Origin of the sequence: Pseudomonas sp. 8AS (assembly GCF_902506505.1) — a bacterium.
In the GTDB taxonomy this organism is placed as follows: Bacteria; Pseudomonadota; Gammaproteobacteria; order Pseudomonadales; family Pseudomonadaceae; genus Aquipseudomonas.
Genome location: NZ_LR733406.1, coordinates 1933298 through 1949717, shown reverse-complemented (window position 1 = coordinate 1949717; position 16420 = coordinate 1933298). Strand labels below are relative to the sequence as shown.

Annotated in this window: 18 protein-coding genes; 7 read left to right on the top strand and 11 right to left on the bottom strand. The window is 64.3% G+C overall.

Annotated elements, in window-relative coordinates:
• Positions 1–25: 25 nt before the first annotated feature.
• The 8 genes from flgG to GV001_RS09085 form a co-directional block, all read right to left on the bottom strand.
• Positions 26–811: a flagellar basal-body rod protein FlgG gene (flgG, locus tag GV001_RS09120; RefSeq protein WP_160079317.1), complete on the bottom strand. Its 786-nt coding sequence runs from the start codon at positions 809–811 to the stop codon at positions 26–28.
• A gap of 45 nt (positions 812–856) precedes the next feature.
• Complete coding sequence (flgF, locus tag GV001_RS09115) at positions 857–1600, bottom strand: flagellar basal-body rod protein FlgF (protein ID WP_160079316.1); 744 nt, start codon at positions 1598–1600, stop codon at positions 857–859.
• Positions 1601–1802: 202 nt separating this feature from the next.
• Positions 1803–3257 carry a flagellar hook protein FlgE gene (gene flgE / locus GV001_RS09110; RefSeq protein ID WP_160079315.1) on the bottom strand — a complete coding sequence of 485 codons (1455 nt, stop codon included), beginning with the start codon at positions 3255–3257 and terminating at the stop codon, positions 1803–1805.
• A 44-nt stretch (positions 3258–3301) separates the two neighbouring features.
• On the bottom strand, positions 3302–3976 hold the full coding sequence (flgD, locus tag GV001_RS09105; RefSeq protein WP_160079314.1) for a flagellar hook assembly protein FlgD: 675 nt from the start codon (positions 3974–3976) through the stop codon (positions 3302–3304).
• Positions 3977–3996: 20 nt separating this feature from the next.
• Entirely contained in the window at positions 3997–4440 is a 444-nt protein-coding gene (gene flgC / locus GV001_RS09100) for a flagellar basal body rod protein FlgC (RefSeq protein ID WP_160079313.1), read from the bottom strand.
• A gap of 14 nt (positions 4441–4454) precedes the next feature.
• Entirely contained in the window at positions 4455–4862 is a 408-nt protein-coding gene (gene flgB, locus GV001_RS09095; protein ID WP_160079312.1) for a flagellar basal body rod protein FlgB, read from the bottom strand.
• 246 nt (positions 4863–5108) lie between these two features.
• Positions 5109–5936: a protein-glutamate O-methyltransferase CheR gene (gene cheR, locus GV001_RS09090; RefSeq protein WP_160079311.1), complete on the bottom strand. Its 828-nt coding sequence runs from the start codon at positions 5934–5936 to the stop codon at positions 5109–5111.
• A gap of 44 nt (positions 5937–5980) precedes the next feature.
• Complete coding sequence (locus GV001_RS09085) at positions 5981–6913, bottom strand: chemotaxis protein CheV (protein WP_160079310.1); 933 nt, start codon at positions 6911–6913, stop codon at positions 5981–5983.
• A gap of 80 nt (positions 6914–6993) precedes the next feature.
• Here GV001_RS09085 and flgA point away from each other — a divergent pair, with 80 nt between their 5' ends.
• From flgA to GV001_RS09065, 4 genes are all read left to right on the top strand, one after another.
• Positions 6994–7752 carry a flagellar basal body P-ring formation chaperone FlgA gene (flgA, locus tag GV001_RS09080; RefSeq protein WP_160079309.1) on the top strand — a complete coding sequence of 253 codons (759 nt, stop codon included), beginning with the start codon at positions 6994–6996 and terminating at the stop codon, positions 7750–7752.
• A 134-nt stretch (positions 7753–7886) separates the two neighbouring features.
• Positions 7887–8228 carry a flagellar biosynthesis anti-sigma factor FlgM gene (gene flgM, locus GV001_RS09075; RefSeq protein ID WP_160079308.1) on the top strand — a complete coding sequence of 114 codons (342 nt, stop codon included), beginning with the start codon at positions 7887–7889 and terminating at the stop codon, positions 8226–8228.
• Between the two features lie 49 nt (positions 8229–8277).
• Entirely contained in the window at positions 8278–8745 is a 468-nt protein-coding gene (locus GV001_RS09070) for a flagella synthesis protein FlgN (protein ID WP_160079307.1), read from the top strand.
• A gap of 85 nt (positions 8746–8830) precedes the next feature.
• Positions 8831–9568, top strand: coding sequence for a flagellar brake protein (locus tag GV001_RS09065; protein WP_160079306.1), 738 nt, complete (start codon positions 8831–8833; stop codon positions 9566–9568).
• 65 nt (positions 9569–9633) lie between these two features.
• On the opposite strand, the gene GV001_RS09060 is transcribed toward GV001_RS09065, so the two are convergent.
• Positions 9634–9870: a glutaredoxin family protein gene (locus GV001_RS09060; protein WP_160079305.1), complete on the bottom strand. Its 237-nt coding sequence runs from the start codon at positions 9868–9870 to the stop codon at positions 9634–9636.
• Between the two features lie 34 nt (positions 9871–9904).
• A complete protein-coding gene (locus GV001_RS09055; RefSeq protein ID WP_160079304.1) occupies positions 9905–11053 on the bottom strand; it encodes a DUF5610 domain-containing protein in 1149 nt (382 codons plus the stop codon).
• A gap of 170 nt (positions 11054–11223) precedes the next feature.
• On the opposite strand from GV001_RS09055, the gene GV001_RS09050 reads away from it, so the two are divergent.
• Entirely contained in the window at positions 11224–13185 is a 1962-nt protein-coding gene (locus GV001_RS09050) for a monovalent cation:proton antiporter family protein (protein WP_160079303.1), read from the top strand.
• Here GV001_RS09050 and GV001_RS09045 read toward each other — a convergent pair.
• Positions 13182–13742, bottom strand: a complete 561-nt coding sequence (locus GV001_RS09045) for a TetR/AcrR family transcriptional regulator (protein WP_160079302.1) — start codon at positions 13740–13742, stop codon at positions 13182–13184. The two genes, GV001_RS09050 and GV001_RS09045, sit on opposite strands and share 4 nt — an antisense overlap.
• 118 nt (positions 13743–13860) lie before the next feature.
• Here GV001_RS09045 and GV001_RS09040 point away from each other — a divergent pair, with 118 nt between their 5' ends.
• Both GV001_RS09040 and GV001_RS09035 read left to right on the top strand, forming a co-directional pair.
• On the top strand, positions 13861–14730 hold the full coding sequence (locus tag GV001_RS09040) for an MBL fold metallo-hydrolase (protein ID WP_160079301.1): 870 nt from the start codon (positions 13861–13863) through the stop codon (positions 14728–14730).
• Between the two features lie 105 nt (positions 14731–14835).
• Positions 14836–16119 carry an OprD family porin gene (locus tag GV001_RS09035; RefSeq protein ID WP_160079300.1) on the top strand — a complete coding sequence of 428 codons (1284 nt, stop codon included), beginning with the start codon at positions 14836–14838 and terminating at the stop codon, positions 16117–16119.
• The last annotated feature ends 301 nt before the right edge of the window (positions 16120–16420 follow it).

The window sequence follows — 16420 nt, the reverse complement described above, 5'->3', positions numbered from 1 at the left end:
TGCCGGGCCAGGCCCGGCACGCGTGTTAAAGATTCTGGGTAATAAAGGACAGCATCTGGTCAGCAGTGGAGATGACCTTGGAGTTCATCTCGTAGGCGCGCTGGGTGGTGATCATGTTCACCAGCTCCTCGACCACGCTGACGTTGGAGTTTTCCAGGGTGTTCTGCAGGGTGGTGCCGAGGCCGGTCAGGCCCGGGGTGCCGACCTGGGGTGCGCCGCTGGCTGCGGTTTCCAGGAACAGGTTGTTGCCGATGGCCTGCAGGCCCGCCGGGTTGACGAAGTCGGCGGTCTGGATGTTGCCGACCACTTGCGGCGTCGGGTTGCCGACGGTGGTCACCGAAGCGGTGCCGTCCTCGCCGACGGTAAAGGTCTGTACCTCGGCCGGCAGGACAATGGCCGGCTCCAGAGCAAAGCCCTGGCTGGTGACGACCTGGCCATCGGAATCCAGATGGAAGCTGCCGTCACGGGTGTAGGAGACGGTGCCGTCCGGCAGCAGGACCTGGAAGAAGCCACGGCCGTTGATGGCCAGGTCGAGCGGCTGTTCGGTGGTCTGCAGGCTGCCCTGGGTGTGGATCTTCTGCGTGCCGGCAATCCGCACACCGGTACCCAGCTGCAGGCCGGTGGGCAGCTCGCTGTCCTGGCTGGACTGGCCGCCGGGTTGACGGCGGATCTGGTACAGCAGGTCCTCGAACTCGGCACGATCGCGCTTGAACCCGGTGGTCGAGACGTTCGCCAGGTTGTTGGAAATGGTGGTCAGGTTCATGTCCTGCGCGGACAGGCCGGTTTTGCTGACCCAGAGTGCCGGAAGCATAGTGTTCTCCTCGAGCGCCGGTTTTACGGCGCTTCGCGTTGGTAATTAGCTGAGTTGCATGACCCGTGCCATGGCCGTAGCGCCGTCCTCGGCGGTACGCATCATCTTCACGTGCAGTTCGAACTGGCGGGACAGCGAGAGCATGGCGGTCATCTCTTCGACGGCATTGACGTTGCTCGCCTCGAGGAAGCCGGAAGTCAGGCGCACATTGGCATCGGCCAGCTGCGGCTGGGTGGCGTCCTTGACCCGGATCAGGCCATCGACGCCCTTCTCCAGGGTCTTCGGGTCCGGGTTGACCAGCTTGATGCGGTCGACTTCGGCCATCACGTTCGGCGCCTCGCCGAGGGCGCGAATGCTGATGGTGCCGTCCTGACCGATCTCCACCTTCTGCTCCGGCGGCACGGCAATCGGCCCGCCGTTGCCCAGTACCGGCAAACCGTTGCCGGTGCGCAGCTGGCCGAGGGCATCGATCTGCAGGCTGCCGGTGCGCACATAGGCTTCGCTGCCATCGGCCGACTGCACGGCAATCCAGCCCTGGCCATCGACCGCCACGTCCAGGTCGCGCCCGGTTTCCTGCAGGGTGCCCGGCGTGAAGTCGGTGCCCGGGCGCTCGGTCATCGCATACACGCGCGCCGGAAAGCTGTCGCCGAACACCGGCATCGAACGCGCCTGCTCGAAGTCGCGATGAAAGCCGGTAGTGGAAATGTTGGCCAGGTTGTTGGCATGGGCACGCTGCGCCATGGTGTTCTGGCTGGCGCCCGTCATGGCAACGTAGAGCATCTTGTCCATGTTCTTCTCCGAGGGTCGGCGATTGCCGCTCGCAACTTCAATGCAAGCTACTCAGCAAACGCCGTGCCACTCTTCATAAAAAACAACAAGCTATTGATTTTATTAGTTTTAAATAAAAGAAAAGACTCCCGAAGGAGCCTTTGCAGGAACACAGCGGCGATGGCTTGCCGGCGGCGGCAAGCCATCGCCTGAGGGCGGCGAATCAGCGCAGGTTGATGATGGTCTGAGTGATCGCGCTCTCGGTCTCGATGGTCTTAGCGTTGGCCTGGTAGTTGCGCTGGGCCACGATCAGGTTCACCAGCTGGTCCGAAAGCTCGACGTTGGAGTCTTCCAGAGCGCCGGACTGCAGGGCACCGAGGGTGCCGGAGCGCGGCGTACCAACGACCGGCTCGCCGGACTGGAAGGACTGCACCCAGGCCGTCTTGCCCACCGGCGTCAGACCTTGCACGTTGGCGAAATTGGCCAGCACCACCTGCCCTTGCACGGTGGACTGGCCATTGGTGTAGCGAGCAAAGATCACCCCGGTATCGTCGATCTCCAGTCCGGAGAGCTGGCCAGTGGTGTAGCCGTTCTGGCTGACGCTGCTGACGGCAAAAGAACTGGCGTTCTGGGTCGTACCGCGCGGGTCGAAGGTGATGTCATCGGCACTGCCCAGGGCGCCGTTCCAGACGAAACCGGTGAGCGAGGCGCCAGTGGTGTCGACTGTCGCCGGGATCCAGCCACTATTGGGCACCGCCGGATCTCCGGAAACGAAAGTAATTTCATTGGTTAGCGGGTCGATCGAATAGCCGCCTCCGGCTGGGGGTACAGCCGGCACAGCAGTCGGATAGCCCGCCGAGTCGGTAATGCTGCTCAGCTGTCCCGAAGTATCAAAAGCGACGTTGAAGGACATCGGTGTATTGGCCGGATCCTGCGGGTTGAGTGGGTTAAGACCGTCGACCAGAACGTGCATGACCCAGCTGTTCTGCCCGCCGGAGGCCGCCGTCGCATCGTCCTTGACGAAGTACTGGGTCATCACATGGGAGTTGCCCTGGCTGTCATAGATGTTCAGCGAGGTCGACGAGTTGTAGGTCAGCGGATCGCTCGGATCGAAACTCGGTCCCGGAGTTGGAGGAGGGCCAGGAAGAGCAGCCGAAGTACCTGCATTAGCCGGGCGTATATTGGTCGAGTTGAGGTTGAACACCTGGGAAATCGACGAAGTCGCCTGGGGCTGCTGACTGGCGGTCTGGATCCGCAGATCATCCACCACGCCATTCTGCAGGTTGCCGCTGGCATCCACGGTGTAGCCCTGCAGGCGGTAACCGAAGTTGTTGACCATGTAGCCGTCGCGGTCGGTGCCGAAATAGCCGGCACGGGTATAGCTGACCTCGCCATTGTTGCTGGTCTGGAAGAATCCGTTGCCGTTGATCGCCAGATCCAAGGCGTTCTGTGTGTAGTTGATATTGCCCTGGTTGAACAGTTGCGACACATCGCCCAGCAATACACCACTGCCCTGCGGATTGGAGCCGCTGCCAAGCACCGAAGCCGCATAGACATCGGCGAACTCCGCCCGCGACTGTTTGAAACCTGCCGTGCCGGCGTTGGCAATGTTGTTGCCGGTGACGTTGAGATCACTGGTGGCCGCGCGCAGACCGCTGAGACCGATATTGAAACCCATGGAAGACTCCTTTGCCGTTACTGCCGGCGCTTAAAATCTATGCGTTATTGACCAATGACCTGCACCTGAGACAGCGGCACGCTGCCCAGGCCGGCGAGGTTGAGTGTCAGCTCACCGCCGTTCTGGCCGAGGGTGACGCTGTCGACGTTGGCCGGCAGCAGGGTGTAGAGGCCCTTGGTACCATCGGCGTAGCTGGCCTGTGCTTCGAACTTGTAGGCGCCGGGCGGCAAGACTTTGCCGCTGGCATCCTTGCCGTCCCACATGAAGCTGATATTGCCGGCCGCCTGCTGCCCCAGGTTGACGCGGTTCACCGCGGCCCCCGTGCTGTCGTAGATGTTGACGTAGACGTTACTGCTGCTCTCCGGCAAGACCAGATTGCCTTTGAACGTCTCGCTGGTATCCACCACCGCCTTCTCGGTCGGTACTATCACCTTGTGCCCGACCAGGGAGGAGGCCTGCAGGGCCTGCGAGGACTGATAGCCGGACAGCAGCGAGCCCATGCTGCCGTTGAGTTTCTCGATGCCCTCGACCTGGCTGAACTGCGCCAACTGGGCAATGAACTCGCCGTTACCCTGGGGCTCCAGCGGATTCTGGTTGTTCAGCTGGGCCACCAGCAGGTTGAGGAACTCGTTCTTGCCCAGTTCCTTGTTCTGGGTGTTGTCCTGCTTGAGCTGGTATTGATCCAGTGCCGCTGCACCGGTTGCGCCTATGCTGCTCATCCTTTATCCCCTTCTGCGGCTCACTGACCCAGGGTCAGTACGCGCTGCATCATCTGCTTGGCGGTGTTCATCATTTCCACGTTGGTCTGGAAGGCGCGACTGGCAGAAATCATGTCGGCCATTTCCTCGACCACGTTGACGTTCGGGTAGTACACGTAGCCCTTCTCATCGGCTGCCGGATGGTTCGGCTCGTAGCGCGGCATCAGGCTGCTCTGGTCCTCGACGATGCCCAGTACCTGCACCCCGCGCCCGGCCTCGTCCTGGTCGGCGAACAGCGAGCCACGATCGCCCTGCATGCTCGACTCGAACATGGTGGCGAACACCGGGTGGCGCGCGCGGTAGGTCTGGTTGATGCTGGAAGACACCGTCTCGGCGTTGGCGATGTTGCTGGAGATGGTGTTCAGGCGAGTGCTCTGGGCGCTCATGCCGGTTCCGGCAATATTGAAAACACTGGCGAGTGACATGCTAGGTATCTCCCTTATTCGCCGCGCAGGGCGCTGACCAGCCCTTTGAATTTGCTGTTGAGCAGGGTGAAGCTGGCCTGGAACTGCACCGCGTTCTCGGCGTAGTTGGACTGTTCCTGCTGGATGTCGACGGTGTTCTGGTCGATGGACGGGTGGAACGGGGTACGGAAGCGCAGCGCCGGATCGGCCAGCTGGATGCCTTCGGCGGCGATGTGCTGGCTATCGGTGCGCTGCAGGCCGACCGGCTGGCGCGCGCCCTTGGCGCTCTGCTCGGCCAGCACCGCGGCGAAATCCAGATCGCGCGCCTGGTAGTTCGGCGTGTCGGCGTTGGCGATATTGCTGGCCAGCACTTCGGCACGCTGAGCGCGAAAGCCGAGGGCCTTTTCGTGGATGCCGAGTGCGTTGTCGAAGCTGATGCTCATGACCTTGAACCTTTGCCGTTGGGCGATCTGGTGGTGCCGTGCCAGATATACAGCAAAGGCTATGCCAATTTTATTTATCGTTATTTTTCAATGACTTACTAATATTTTTCCGGCGATAAAGGCGGCAAGCGGCAAAGCTTTTCCGCTCCCGGCAGGGCAAGCGGCAAAGCCCGGCAAGGCTGGTTGCCGCCGCAAACGAAAACGGGAGGCCATTGGCCTCCCGTTTGCTGGAGCGTTGCACGTGCCCTACTTCACCTTGTAGATGATCCCCGGGCTGCACTGCACCATCTGATACAGATCCGGCAGCGCGTTGAGCGCCTCGGACGCACCGAGGAACAGGTAGCCCCCCGGCTTCAGCGTGGCATGGATACGCGTGAGGATGTCCTTCTTCACCTCGGCGGAGAAATAGATCAGCACGTTGCGGCAGAACACGATGTCGAACTTGCCCAGGCTGGCATAGCTGTCGAGCAGGTTGAGGGCGCGAAACTCGACGCGGCTCTTGATCGGCGCCTTGATCGCCCAGCGCCCCGGGCCCTTGGGGTCGAAATAGCGCTGCAGGCGCTCCTGCGACAACCCGCGGCCCATGGCCAGGCTGTCGTACTCGCCGGACTTGCAGTTGGCCAGCATCGACGGGGAAAGGTCGGTGGCAACGATCTGCACCCCCGCCTTCAACTGTCCCAGGTTGGTCTTTTCGAACTCATCAATGGCCATCGACAGCGAATAGGGCTCCTGCCCCGAAGAGCAGGCCGCCGACCAGATGCGCAGGCGCTGGTTCGGCGCCGCCTTGATCATCTCGGGCAGCACCTTGTTCTTCAGCACCTCGAAGGGGTAGGTGTCGCGAAACCACAGGGTTTCGTTGGTGGTCATCGCATCGACCACCTGCTCGCGCAGGCCGCCGCGCGGCTGCGCCTGCATCTTCTGCACGAGCTCACCGAGGGACTTGATGCCTTGTTGTTCCATCAACTTGTTGAGGCGGCTGGAAACCAGGTACTGCTTGTTGCTGCCCAATAAAATGCCGCAGGCCTTTTCCAGAAAGGTCCGGAACTGCTCGAAATCCAAATTACCTGAAGACACTAATGCCGCCTCACCATGCATAAAAATCCCTGAAGGCCCGCGCCTCAGTTGCCGTCCGCACTGCGGATTCGCTCCACCACGCGGGAAGCCAGGTCATCCGGGCGGAACTTCGCCAGGAAATCGTCCGCACCGACCTTCTTCACCATCGCCTGGTTGAACACCCCGGACAGCGAAGTATGCAGAATCACATGCAGTTTCTGCATCCGCGGATCCGAACGAATTTCCGCGGTGAGCGTATAGCCGTCCATCTCCGGCATCTCGATATCGGAAATCAGCATGAGGAATTCCTCGGCCGGCTGCCTGCCCTCCTCCACCATCTTGTGCAGGTAGTCGTAGGCCTGGCGGCCATCGTTCAGCGCCACCACCTCGACCCCGACGCTCTCCAGGCAGCGGGTGACCTGCTTGCGCGCAACCGAGGAGTCGTCGCAGATCAGCACCCGCTTGGACACCGCCCTGGCCTGGGTCTCGACATCCACCACCCCTTCGGAAATCGCCTCCGACATGGGCGCCACCTCGGCGAGGATCTTCTCCACGTCGATGATTTCCACCAACTGCTGGTCCAGCCGGGTCACTGCGGTCAGGTAGTGATCGCGCCCGGTACCCTTGGGTGGCGGATGGATATCCGCCCAGTTCATGTTGACGATGCGCTCGACCGAGCGCACCAGAAAGCCCTGAACCTTGGTGTTGTATTCGGTAATGATGACGAAGCTGTTCTTCAGGTCATCCAGCCCTCTGCGGCCGGTGGCCAGGGACAGATCGAGAATCGGAATGGTGCCGCCACGGATGTTGGCCACCCCACGCACCACCGGACTCGACTTGGGCATGATGGTGAGCTTGGGGCACTGCAGCACCTCCTTCACCTTGAACACGTTGATGCCATACAGCTGCGGCCCGTCGAGACGGAACAGCAGCAACTCCAGGCGGTTCTGCCCGACTAACTGGGTACGCTGGTTAACCGAGTCCAATACTCCGGCCATGCCCAGACTCCTTTTATTGTGTGTTACCTGGCGTTCCGCTCTAGCGTAGCAGGCGGCACGGGCCTTGCTTTGCACAGAGCATGAACGCAATAACGACGCTTTTCCGACACCGGATGGCAAAACGCCGCAAACTGGCTGGTGTTTTACCTGCTTTATGCCTAGCCGGCTACAGCTCGCTGCATGGCGCAGCGACAACCTTGCCCGAAGAACTTATCGGCGCCACCGAAGGCTTTCTTGAGTTCACCGTGGAAGACTATTTGCAGCGCAGCGAGATCCAGGCGCGCTACGAGATCCGCGTGAACCCGCTCGACCCACGCCTGCGCCTGGCCGCCTGCGACAGCGACCTGAGCCAGGCACTGGAAAGCCCCGCCCAGCCGGTCGGCCGGGTAACCGTGCGAGTCAGCTGCGAAGGCAGCACGCCCTGGACGATATTCGTGCCGGCCCAGGTCCGCCTGTTTCGCGAAATCGTCGTGGCCACCCGCCCGCTCAAGCGCGAGGCTGTACTGGGGCCGGCCGACGTCGCGCTGATCGAGCAGGATGTCGGCCCGCTGAGCCGCGGCTACCTGACCAGCGCCGAGCAGGCCATCGGCAAAAAACTGACGCGCCCCCTGCAAACCGACCAGGTTCTGACTCCATCCAGCCTGCAGCTGGCCGAATCGATCCGCCGCGGCGACCAGGTGGTGATCAGTGCGCGCAGCGGCGCCATCAACGTGCGGATGCCCGGCGAGGCCTTGTCCGACGGGGTTCTCGGACAACAGATCAGCGTCCGCAACCTGCGCTCGCAGCGTGTGATCCGCGCCCGGGTGGTCGGCCCGGGGCAGGTCGAGGTGGAGATGTAGGCATGATTCTTGTAGCGCAATGCGCTGACGATTTCCTACACTGTTAAACAACGCACACTTGTGCGCCCTAAAGTTTTGACGAATCCGGCCGAAAAGCTTTGTAAGCGTCCAGATACCGTCACGAGGTTAGAACCATGGTCATCGACTTCAACCGGCTGAACAACGCCGCCAACCCCGCCAATTCGGGGCGGGCCGGCAGCACCCAGTCCAGCGGCCGCAACGAAGCCGTCAGCAGCAATCCGCCTGCGGCTCAGCCGAGCGCCGAGCAACAAGCCGGCGCCGCCAAGAGCGGCGAATCCGTGCAGCTGAGCCGTGAAGCGCAGCAACTGCAGAAAGTCGCCGACAAACTGCGCGACCTGCCCACCGTGGACAAAGAACGGGTAGCCAAGCTCAAGCAGGCGATTGCCGACGGCAGCTACCAGGTCGACAGCCAGCGCGTTGCCGGCAAACTGCTCGACTTCGAATCCCAGCGCTAGTCTCAGGGCTGCGCTGGGGAGACTGGACGCCCAATCCCCAGAGCCAGCGATGCACGACACCAATCTGCTTCAACTCGTCAGTGAAGATATCGGCACCGCCCAGCAGCTGCTTGAGCTGATCGACGCCGAATACCAGGCCCTGGGCCAGCGCGACCTGCCGCGCCTGCAAGAGATCCTGGCGCAGAAACTGCCCCTGCTCAGCCTGCTCGACCAGCACGGCAACGCACGCAGCCGCCTGCTCGCCGAACAGCAACTGAGCAACGACCGCGCCGGCCTGCAGGCCCTGGCCGCGCGCCTGGCCGACGGCGAAACCCTGCTGGCGCGCAGCGACAAACTGAGCGAACTGCTCGCCAGTTGCCGCACCGCCAACCTGCGCAATGGCCGGGTGATCCGCGCCAACCAGGCCTCGCTGACCAGCGTACTGGGCATTCTGCGCGGCGGCGAAACCCCGGGGCTCTATGACAGCCGTGGCGGGGCCGCTAGAATCGCCCAGCAACGCCCGCTCAGCCAAGCCTGAACCCACGATTCAGCACGGCAGGACATACAGGCCATATGCCAGTATCCTAATGCCGCAAGACCTTGTGCCTGGAGATTCTTGGACCGTGTCCAACCCATTCGTCGACGAAGGTGGCCCGCAACCGCCCAAGGTGCTCAGCGCACCGCTGGAAGTGTTCGCCAACCTGCGCCAACTGCAGCAAAACCACGACCCGCTGGTCATCACGTTCAAGGAGCGCAGCCAGCGCTTTCAAAGCTACCTGGTCGAGGTCAATCGCGAGCGTGGCGTGCTGGCCTTCGATGAATTGATCCCCAACGACGGCGAGCGTTTCATCAAGGCCGGCGAACCCTTCCGGGTCGAAGCCTTCCATGAAGGGGTGCGGATTGCCTGGGAGTGCGAGGACCCGATCCAGATCGGCGAACTGCAAGGCGCGCGCTGCTACTGGAGCCACCTGCCGGAGCAGGTCCTCTACCACCAGCGGCGCAATGCCTTTCGCGCCCAGCTGCAGCTGGCCCAGCTGATCGGCGTCGAACTGTCCGGCAGCAAGCTGAGCCCCGCACTGAAAGGCCAGATGCTGGATATCTCGGCAACCGGCTGCAAGCTGCGCATCCCGGGCGACGTCACTGCCCGCCTGCAGCCCGGTCAGGTCTACGAAGGCCTGCGCCTGCAGCTGCCGTTCGGCGCTATGACCGTCTCGGCCGAGCTGCGCCACCTCTATTACGAGGAAAAGACCGCGGCGAGCTTCCTCGGCATGCGCTTCTACCGCATGAGCGGCCTGGAACAACGCCAGGTAGAGCGCTTCGTCTACCAGCTGCAACGCGAAGCCCGGCGCAACGACGACTAGCGCCGCCCGCCAGGGTGGCCAGGCAACGGGCCGGCCGCTTGAAATATCAAGCAGGCCGCCCCGGCCTAGCGCAGGAAATGCGCCACCTGTTCGGGCTCGAACGGCCAGTCCAGCTCGGCGCCATTGTCGCAGCGACGCAACACCGGGATGCGCAGGCCATAGGCCTCCACCCACTCCTCGCGCTCGGCTATATCGACCAGCTCGACCAGCAGGCCGTGCTCGACGAAAGGCATCAGCAGCCCCTCCGCCACCTCGCACAGGTGGCAGCCGAGGGTGCCGAGCAATTGGCATTCGGGAAGCATGACGGGCCTCTCTGGCTGGATTCAGAGAGGCAGTTTACACCGCCTTTCGGCTGGCTTGCCGATCCGCGACCGGCGCCAGCAGGCCTTGCAGGCCGTCGAGCAGGCGGGCATTGAGCACCCGGGCCTTGCCCAGCAGGGGTTCGTCGAACCGCTCGTCGAGGCTGAAGCCACCCTGCAGCAGCTGCTCGAGAGTGCCTCTGGCGTCGTCCGCCAGAAGATCGACGCTGCGCAGCGCCTCGAGCAGCCCCTGGGCATAGTCGGTCAGCGCCGGGTTGACCGCGCTGGCGGCCTGGCCGCCCTGCTCCGCCACCGCGCCGTAGGCATCGGTGGCCTGGCGCACACTGGTCTGGGTCAGACGCAGGGACATCGAGGCCAGCTGCGAACCGTCCATGTCCAGCTGCATGGCACGCTCGAAAGCGCCACCCAGGTCGCCGGCATAGAAGGCACTGGACAGCTCCTGCACCTGACCGAACAGATCCTCCAGCGCCGCCAGCTCCTCCTCGTCCAGCTCACCGGCCACCGCCACCTGCCAGGCGCCAATCTGCAGGCTGCCGGAGCGGCTGCTGGCGATCAGCGCCGAGCCGCTGCCGTTGCTGGCCGCGGCCACGCCGCTCTGCGACCAGCTGGCCGAGGCCTGGGCGATGGAGATGCGCAGGCGGTCGCCGTCGCGGGTCGTGACCTGCATCTCGAAGGTTTCCGCCCGGGCGGCAAACCGCTCGCTGTAGGTGGCCACGGCAGCCGAGCCGGCAAGCGGAGCCTTGGGCGCCAGGCCGCCCTGCAAGCCGTTCAGGCCGTCCTGGATCTTGTCGTAGGTGCTGTCGATATCCTCGGCCACCTTGCCTTGCAGCAGGCCCAGGCCGTCGAGGATCTTGCGCGCCTCGGCGAAGCCCCTTTCCACGCCCTCACGGGCCTGCTCGAGCAGCCCCTGCAGCTTTTCCGGAGCCGCACCGGCGGCCGCTTCGCCCTGCAGGCGCTGCTCGATGAAGCCGAGAACGCGCTCGGCGACCTTGTCCGGGCTGAACGCTTCGCGCGCGCCCTGCAGCGCCCCGGGCTCCAACCCCAGGCGTTCGGCCAGGCGATTGGCCAGGGCCTGCTGCGCATCGGCAGCAGCGCGCGAACCGGCCAGGTTGTGCAACGGCGCAGTACGGGACAGCGAGGGCGACAGGGAAGCCAGAGGGTTCATGGCGGTATACCAAGGCAGGATATCCATCGGGTTGGCGGCCACGCCGGTGAAAACTTGAAACCCGCGCGACCAACGGCCAAGCGGTTGCCCTGGATCAAGCCGCACGCATTGCGCATGGACGGCGGCCGACAGCTTGGGCATGCTCGCGCGCAGTCATAAGGAGAAATGCCTTGTTCACCGACCTGCTGATCATTCTCGCCAGCTCGCTCGTGGTCATTGCCCTGTTCCGGCGCCTGCGCCTGCCACCGGTACTGGGCTACCTGTGCGTCGGCCTGCTGGTGGGCCCCAGCGCCCTGAACTGGATCGGCTCGTCCGAGGACCTGCCGCACCTGGCCGAACTCGGCGTGGTGTTTCTGCTGTTCACCCTCGGCCTGGAGTTCTCCCTGCCGCGCATGCTCGCCCTGCGCCGCACCGTGTTCGGCCTCGGCAGTGCCCAGGTGGCGCTCTGCGGCAGCCTGCTGGGCGGCGCCCTGTACCTGTTCGGCCTGCCGCCGGCCAGCGCCATCCTGCTGGGAATAGGTCTGGCGTTGTCGTCCACGGCGATCGTTGGCAAGGAGCTGAGCAGCCTCGGCGAGGTATTCAGCCCCCACGGGCAGAACGCCATTGGCGTGCTGATCTTCCAGGACCTGGTTGCCGTGCTTCTGCTGACCCTGATTCCGACCATCGCCGGCGGCGGCGACGAGCCCTGGTACTGGGCCCTGCCGCAGACCCTGGGCAAGACCCTCATCCTCTTCGCCGGCCTGCTGCTGGCCAGCCGCTGGCTGTTGCCGCGCCTGTTCCACGAAGTAGCCGAGTCGCACTCGCCGGAACTGTTCGTCATGCTGGCGCTGGTCATCGTCCTGCTCACGGCCTGGCTGACCCACCTGCTCGGCCTGTCCATGGCCCTGGGTGCCTTCCTCGCCGGCATGCTCCTGGGCGAGAGCCACTATCGCCACCAGATCGAAGCCGATATCCGGCCGTTTCGCGACATTCTCCTCGGCCTGTTCTTCGTCAGCGTCGGCATGCTGATCGACCTGCGCCTGTTCAACGAGCATGGCTGGACCATTCTCGCTGCCACCTCCCTGTTGCTGGGCCTCAAGGGGCTGGCGGTGGCCATCCTGGTGAAACTGCGCGGCGACAGTGGCGAAACGGCCTGGCGCAGCGGCCTGGCGCTGGCCCAGGCCGGGGAATTCTTCTTCGCCCTGGTCACCCTGATGAGCCAGGTCAAGCTGCTCGACGGCGAACTGGGCAGCCTGCTGCTGACCGCCGCATTCTGCTCCATGGCCCTGACCCCGCCCCTGATGCGCGGCGCGCCCTGGCTGGCCCAGCGCCTGCGCCGCGGGCCTAACCAGCAGAGCAGCCTGGAGGAGATCGCCAGCTGCAGCGCGCAACTCAGTGGCCATGTGGTGATCTGCGGCTACGGCCGGGTCGGCCAGTCGATCGCCCGCCTGCTGCAGCGCGAGCAGCTGCCCTTCATCGCCCTGGATGACGACCCGGTGCGGGTCGAGGAAGCCAATGCCGGCGAGGAAAACGTGCACTACGGCGACTCGCGGCGGCGCGACCTGCTGGAAGCCGTCGGCGTTGCCCGCGCCCGCCTGCTGGTGGTGGCGGTGGACAAGGCCGATGCGGCCCTGGCGATTGTCGAGCAGGTACGCCTGCAATGCGCCGATCTACCGATTCTGGTACGCACCCGCGACGACAGTCGCCTGGCCGCGCTGCAGGCCGCGGGCGCCACCGAGGTGGTGCCGGAAGTGCTGGAGTCGAGTCTGATGCTGGCCTCCCATGCCCTGATCCTGCTGGGCGTGAGCGAGCGCCGGGTGCACATGCACATGGACGAGGTGCGCCGCAGCCGCTACCGCCTGCTGCATGGCTTCTACCATGGCGCCCAGAGCAATCTGCTGGATGCCCAGGGCCAGCCGCGCGTGCTCCTGCATGCGGTGAACCTGCCGCCCGAGGCCTACGCCTGCGGCCAGCGCCTGAACAGCCTGATGCTGGAAGACCTTCGCCTGGAAGTGCAGGCGGTGCGCCGCGACGGCAACAGTCTGCCGCTGGAGAGCAATCCGCAATTGCAGGAAGGCGACGCCGTGCTGCTCTCCGGCCAGTTGCAGGCGGTCGAGGCCGGCGAGGCCAAGCTGCTCAGCGGGCTGGACTAAGCCCGAGCCGCGCCGTTCAGCAGCAGCTCGGCCGCCGCCTTGGCTTCCAGCGCCTGGTTCGCCGGGCCCTGCAGGTGCGCCATGCTCAGCGCGCCCTCAAGGAGAAACTGCAGCTGGTTGGCCAGCGGCTGCGGCTGTGCCAGCCCCAGGCCCCGCAGCAGTTCGAGGAAATGCGCCGCAAAGTCCGCCTTCAGCGCCGCGGCCTGGCGGTGGATCGGGTGCTCGCGATCCTGGAACTCGGCGGCCGCATTGATGAAGCCGCAACCGCAGAAGTCGGCCTGGTGGATCAAGCCATGCAGGCCATCGAAAGTGGCCAGCAGCGCCTGGCGCGGAGGCAGTGCCTGGCGCAGGGCCTGCAACTGGTCGAGCAGTACCTGCTGGCGCGCCGCCAGTACCGCCAGGATCAGCTCGTCCTTCGAGCGGAAATGCTTGTACAGGGTCATCTTCGCCACCCCGGACTCGGCCAGGATGCGGTCGATGCCGGTGGCGTGATAGCCGACGCGATAGAACAGTTCCTGCGCGGTCTGGATCAGTTGCTCACGTTTACTCGAGGCCACGGGGCACTTCCTCCGGCGTGAAAAGATAATGCTGGAAATATACAGACCTGTCTGCCTATTATCCAGGCCAGACTGCAGACAATGCACCGCCCCCACCCATACTGCAAGGAGCCCCGTCATGCGCAGCGCAGCCGCCATTCTTCTCAGTGTTCTTCTGCCCCTGCTGAGCCTGCCAAGCCAGGCCGCCGGCCTGCGCTTCACCCTGGTCAAGACCGCCGAGACCGAAACCCGCGACGCCTTCACCATCGAGGACGGTGCCTGGAGCGAGAAGGTCATCGCCAACCACGTCGCCGTGCTGATCGAACACCATGCCGCCACCCTGCTGCTCGACACCTCCCTGGGCCGCCAGGTGGATCAGCAGTTCGAGGCGCAAATGCCCTGGTACGACAAGCCGCTGCTGCGCTACGGCCCGGTCACGCCGGTGCGTGACCAGATCGAGCGCGACGGCATCCGCGTCGACCGCATCCTCCTCAGCCACGCGCACTGGGACCACGCCTCGGGGCTGGCCGACTTCCCCGAGGTGCCGGTGTGGGCGCCCTACGAGGAAATCGAGTTCAGCCGCATCGCCACCCCGCCGGCCCTGCTGCCCAGCCAGTTCAAGCACCCGATCAAGTGGGTGCCCTTCACCTTCGCCAATCAGCCGTTCCTCGGCTTCGAGCAGAGCCACGACCTGTTCGGCGACGGCAGCCTGGTGCTGGTGCCGCTGTTCGGCCACACCCCGGGCTCGGTCGGCCTGTTCCTCACCCTGGACGACGGCCGGCGCTTCTTCTTCACCGGTGACGCCAGCTGGCGCCTGGAGGGCTTCACCGGACCCCGGGAAAAGTTCTGGATCAGCCGGAACATGGTCGACAACGACCGCGAAGCGACCCGCGCGCAACTGGACAAGGTCCATCAGTTGCTGCAGCGCGAGCCCGGCTTGATCGTGGTGCCGGCCCATGACGAGGCGGTGCAGCGCCAGCTCGGCTACTACCCGCACTGGGTCGAGTAATCCGACCAAGGTCTAAAGGCCGTAGCCGTTACGAAATGTTTTAGTCGCCTCGCTGTAACAGGGTGGTCATCCGCCCTGCCACCACCAGCCGAGGAAACAACAACAATGAGCAAGACCCTTCTCGCCCGCGCCGTGGCCCTCGCCACCCTGGGCACCAGCCTCACTCTGCCCGGCCTGGCCCATGCTGCCTTTCTCGAAGACAGCAAAGCCAGCCTGGAAATGCGCAACTTCTATATGAACCGCGACTTCCGCCAGGAAGGCGGCAACCCGAGCAACGGCCACGCCAAGGCCGAAGAGTGGGCCCAGGGCTTCCTGCTGCGCTACGAGTCGGGCTTTACCGAAGGCACCGTCGGCGTCGGCGTCGACGCCATCGGCACCCTCGGCCTGCAGCTGGACTCCGGCCGCGGCACCAGCGGCACCGGCCTGCTGCAGCTCGATCGCGATACCGGCGAAGCCCAGGACAGCTACGGCGACCTCGGCGTGACCGCGAAATTCCGCGTGTCCAAGAGCGTGCTCAAGGCCGGAACCCTGATGCCCAAGCTGCCGGTGGTCATGTCCAACGACTCGCGCCTGCTGCCGCAGAGCTTCCAGGGCGGCTCGCTGAACTCCATGGAGATCGACGGCCTGACCTTCGACGGCGGCCAGCTGAGCCGGGTCAACCAGCGCGACTCCTCCGACCACGAGGTCATGACCCTGACCTCCAGCAGCAATGCGGCGCGCGGCTTCACCGGGCACACCGGGGTCACCAGCGACGAGTTCAACTTCGCCGGCGCCAGCTACAAATGGAACGACCAGCTGACCACCAGCTACCACTACGGCAACCTCGACCAGTTCTACGACCAGCACTACCTCAACGCCGTGCACGTACTGCCGCTGGGCGACAAGCAGAGCCTGAAGAGCGATATCCGTTACGCCCGCTCCACCGACGATGGCCAGACCAACGTCGACAACAACGCCTTCGGCGCCATGTTCACCTACGGCCTGGGCGGCCACGCCTTCGGCCTGGGCTACCAGAAGATGAGCGGCGACACCGGCTTCGCCTACATCAACGGCACCGATGCGTTCCTGGTCAACTTCGTGCAGATCGGCGACTTCGCCTTCAAGGACGAGAAGTCCTGGCAGGCGCGCTACGACTACAACTTCGCCGCCCTGGGCATCCCCGGCCTGACCTTCATGACCCGCTACATCACCGGCGACAACGTCGACCGTGGCGCGAACAAGTCCGAAGGCGAGGAATGGGAACGCAACACCGACATCGCCTATGTGTTCCAGGATGGCCCGCTGAAGAACCTCGGCGTGAAGCTGCGCAACGCCACCGTGCGTTCCAACTTCGGTAACGACCTGGACGAGAACCGCCTGATCGTCAGCTACACCCTGCCGATCTGGTAAGCCGCCGCGCCCTCCCGCACAAACGGCTTCGGCCGCCAACCCGGGAACAACCAAAAAGCCAGCCAAATCAGGACGCATGAAAACGCCCAGATTGCAGGCCACAGCAACGCCCCGGCTGGCTCGGGGCGTTGCTGTTTCCGGGTACTGAAATGAGCCGAGTGCCGATCATCTGTTTGCGTGGCAGCCACCGGCCCGCCGCGCACTGGATGCAGCCCATAAACGACAATGCCCGTATCGATCGATACGGGCATTGCCTTCGGTTCGGCCGCAACGACCAGGTTTCACACAGCCTGACTTGGCG

What these genes read in the sequence shown, in the direction of transcription:
- flgG (WP_160079317.1), bottom strand. Translation starts at nt 811, where the DNA reads ATGCTTCCGGCACTCTGGGTCAGCAAAACCGGCCTGTCCGCGCAGGAC.
- flgF (WP_160079316.1), bottom strand. Translation starts at nt 1,600, where the DNA reads ATGGACAAGATGCTCTACGTTGCCATGACGGGCGCCAGCCAGAACACC.
- flgE (WP_160079315.1), bottom strand. Translation starts at nt 3,257, where the DNA reads ATGGGTTTCAATATCGGTCTCAGCGGTCTGCGCGCGGCCACCAGTGAT.
- flgD (WP_160079314.1), bottom strand. Translation starts at nt 3,976, where the DNA reads ATGAGCAGCATAGGCGCAACCGGTGCAGCGGCACTGGATCAATACCAG.
- flgC (WP_160079313.1), bottom strand. Translation starts at nt 4,440, where the DNA reads ATGTCACTCGCCAGTGTTTTCAATATTGCCGGAACCGGCATGAGCGCC.
- flgB (WP_160079312.1), bottom strand. Translation starts at nt 4,862, where the DNA reads ATGAGCATCAGCTTCGACAACGCACTCGGCATCCACGAAAAGGCCCTC.
- GV001_RS09085 (WP_160079310.1), bottom strand. Translation starts at nt 6,913, where the DNA reads ATGGCCGGAGTATTGGACTCGGTTAACCAGCGTACCCAGTTAGTCGGG.
- flgA (WP_160079309.1), top strand. Translation starts at nt 6,994, where the DNA reads ATGAACGCAATAACGACGCTTTTCCGACACCGGATGGCAAAACGCCGC.
- flgM (WP_160079308.1), top strand. Translation starts at nt 7,887, where the DNA reads ATGGTCATCGACTTCAACCGGCTGAACAACGCCGCCAACCCCGCCAAT.
- GV001_RS09070 (WP_160079307.1), top strand. Translation starts at nt 8,278, where the DNA reads ATGCACGACACCAATCTGCTTCAACTCGTCAGTGAAGATATCGGCACC.
- GV001_RS09060 (WP_160079305.1), bottom strand. Translation starts at nt 9,870, where the DNA reads ATGCTTCCCGAATGCCAATTGCTCGGCACCCTCGGCTGCCACCTGTGC.
- GV001_RS09055 (WP_160079304.1), bottom strand. Translation starts at nt 11,053, where the DNA reads ATGAACCCTCTGGCTTCCCTGTCGCCCTCGCTGTCCCGTACTGCGCCG.
- GV001_RS09040 (WP_160079301.1), top strand. Translation starts at nt 13,861, where the DNA reads ATGCGCAGCGCAGCCGCCATTCTTCTCAGTGTTCTTCTGCCCCTGCTG.
- GV001_RS09035 (WP_160079300.1), top strand. Translation starts at nt 14,836, where the DNA reads ATGAGCAAGACCCTTCTCGCCCGCGCCGTGGCCCTCGCCACCCTGGGC.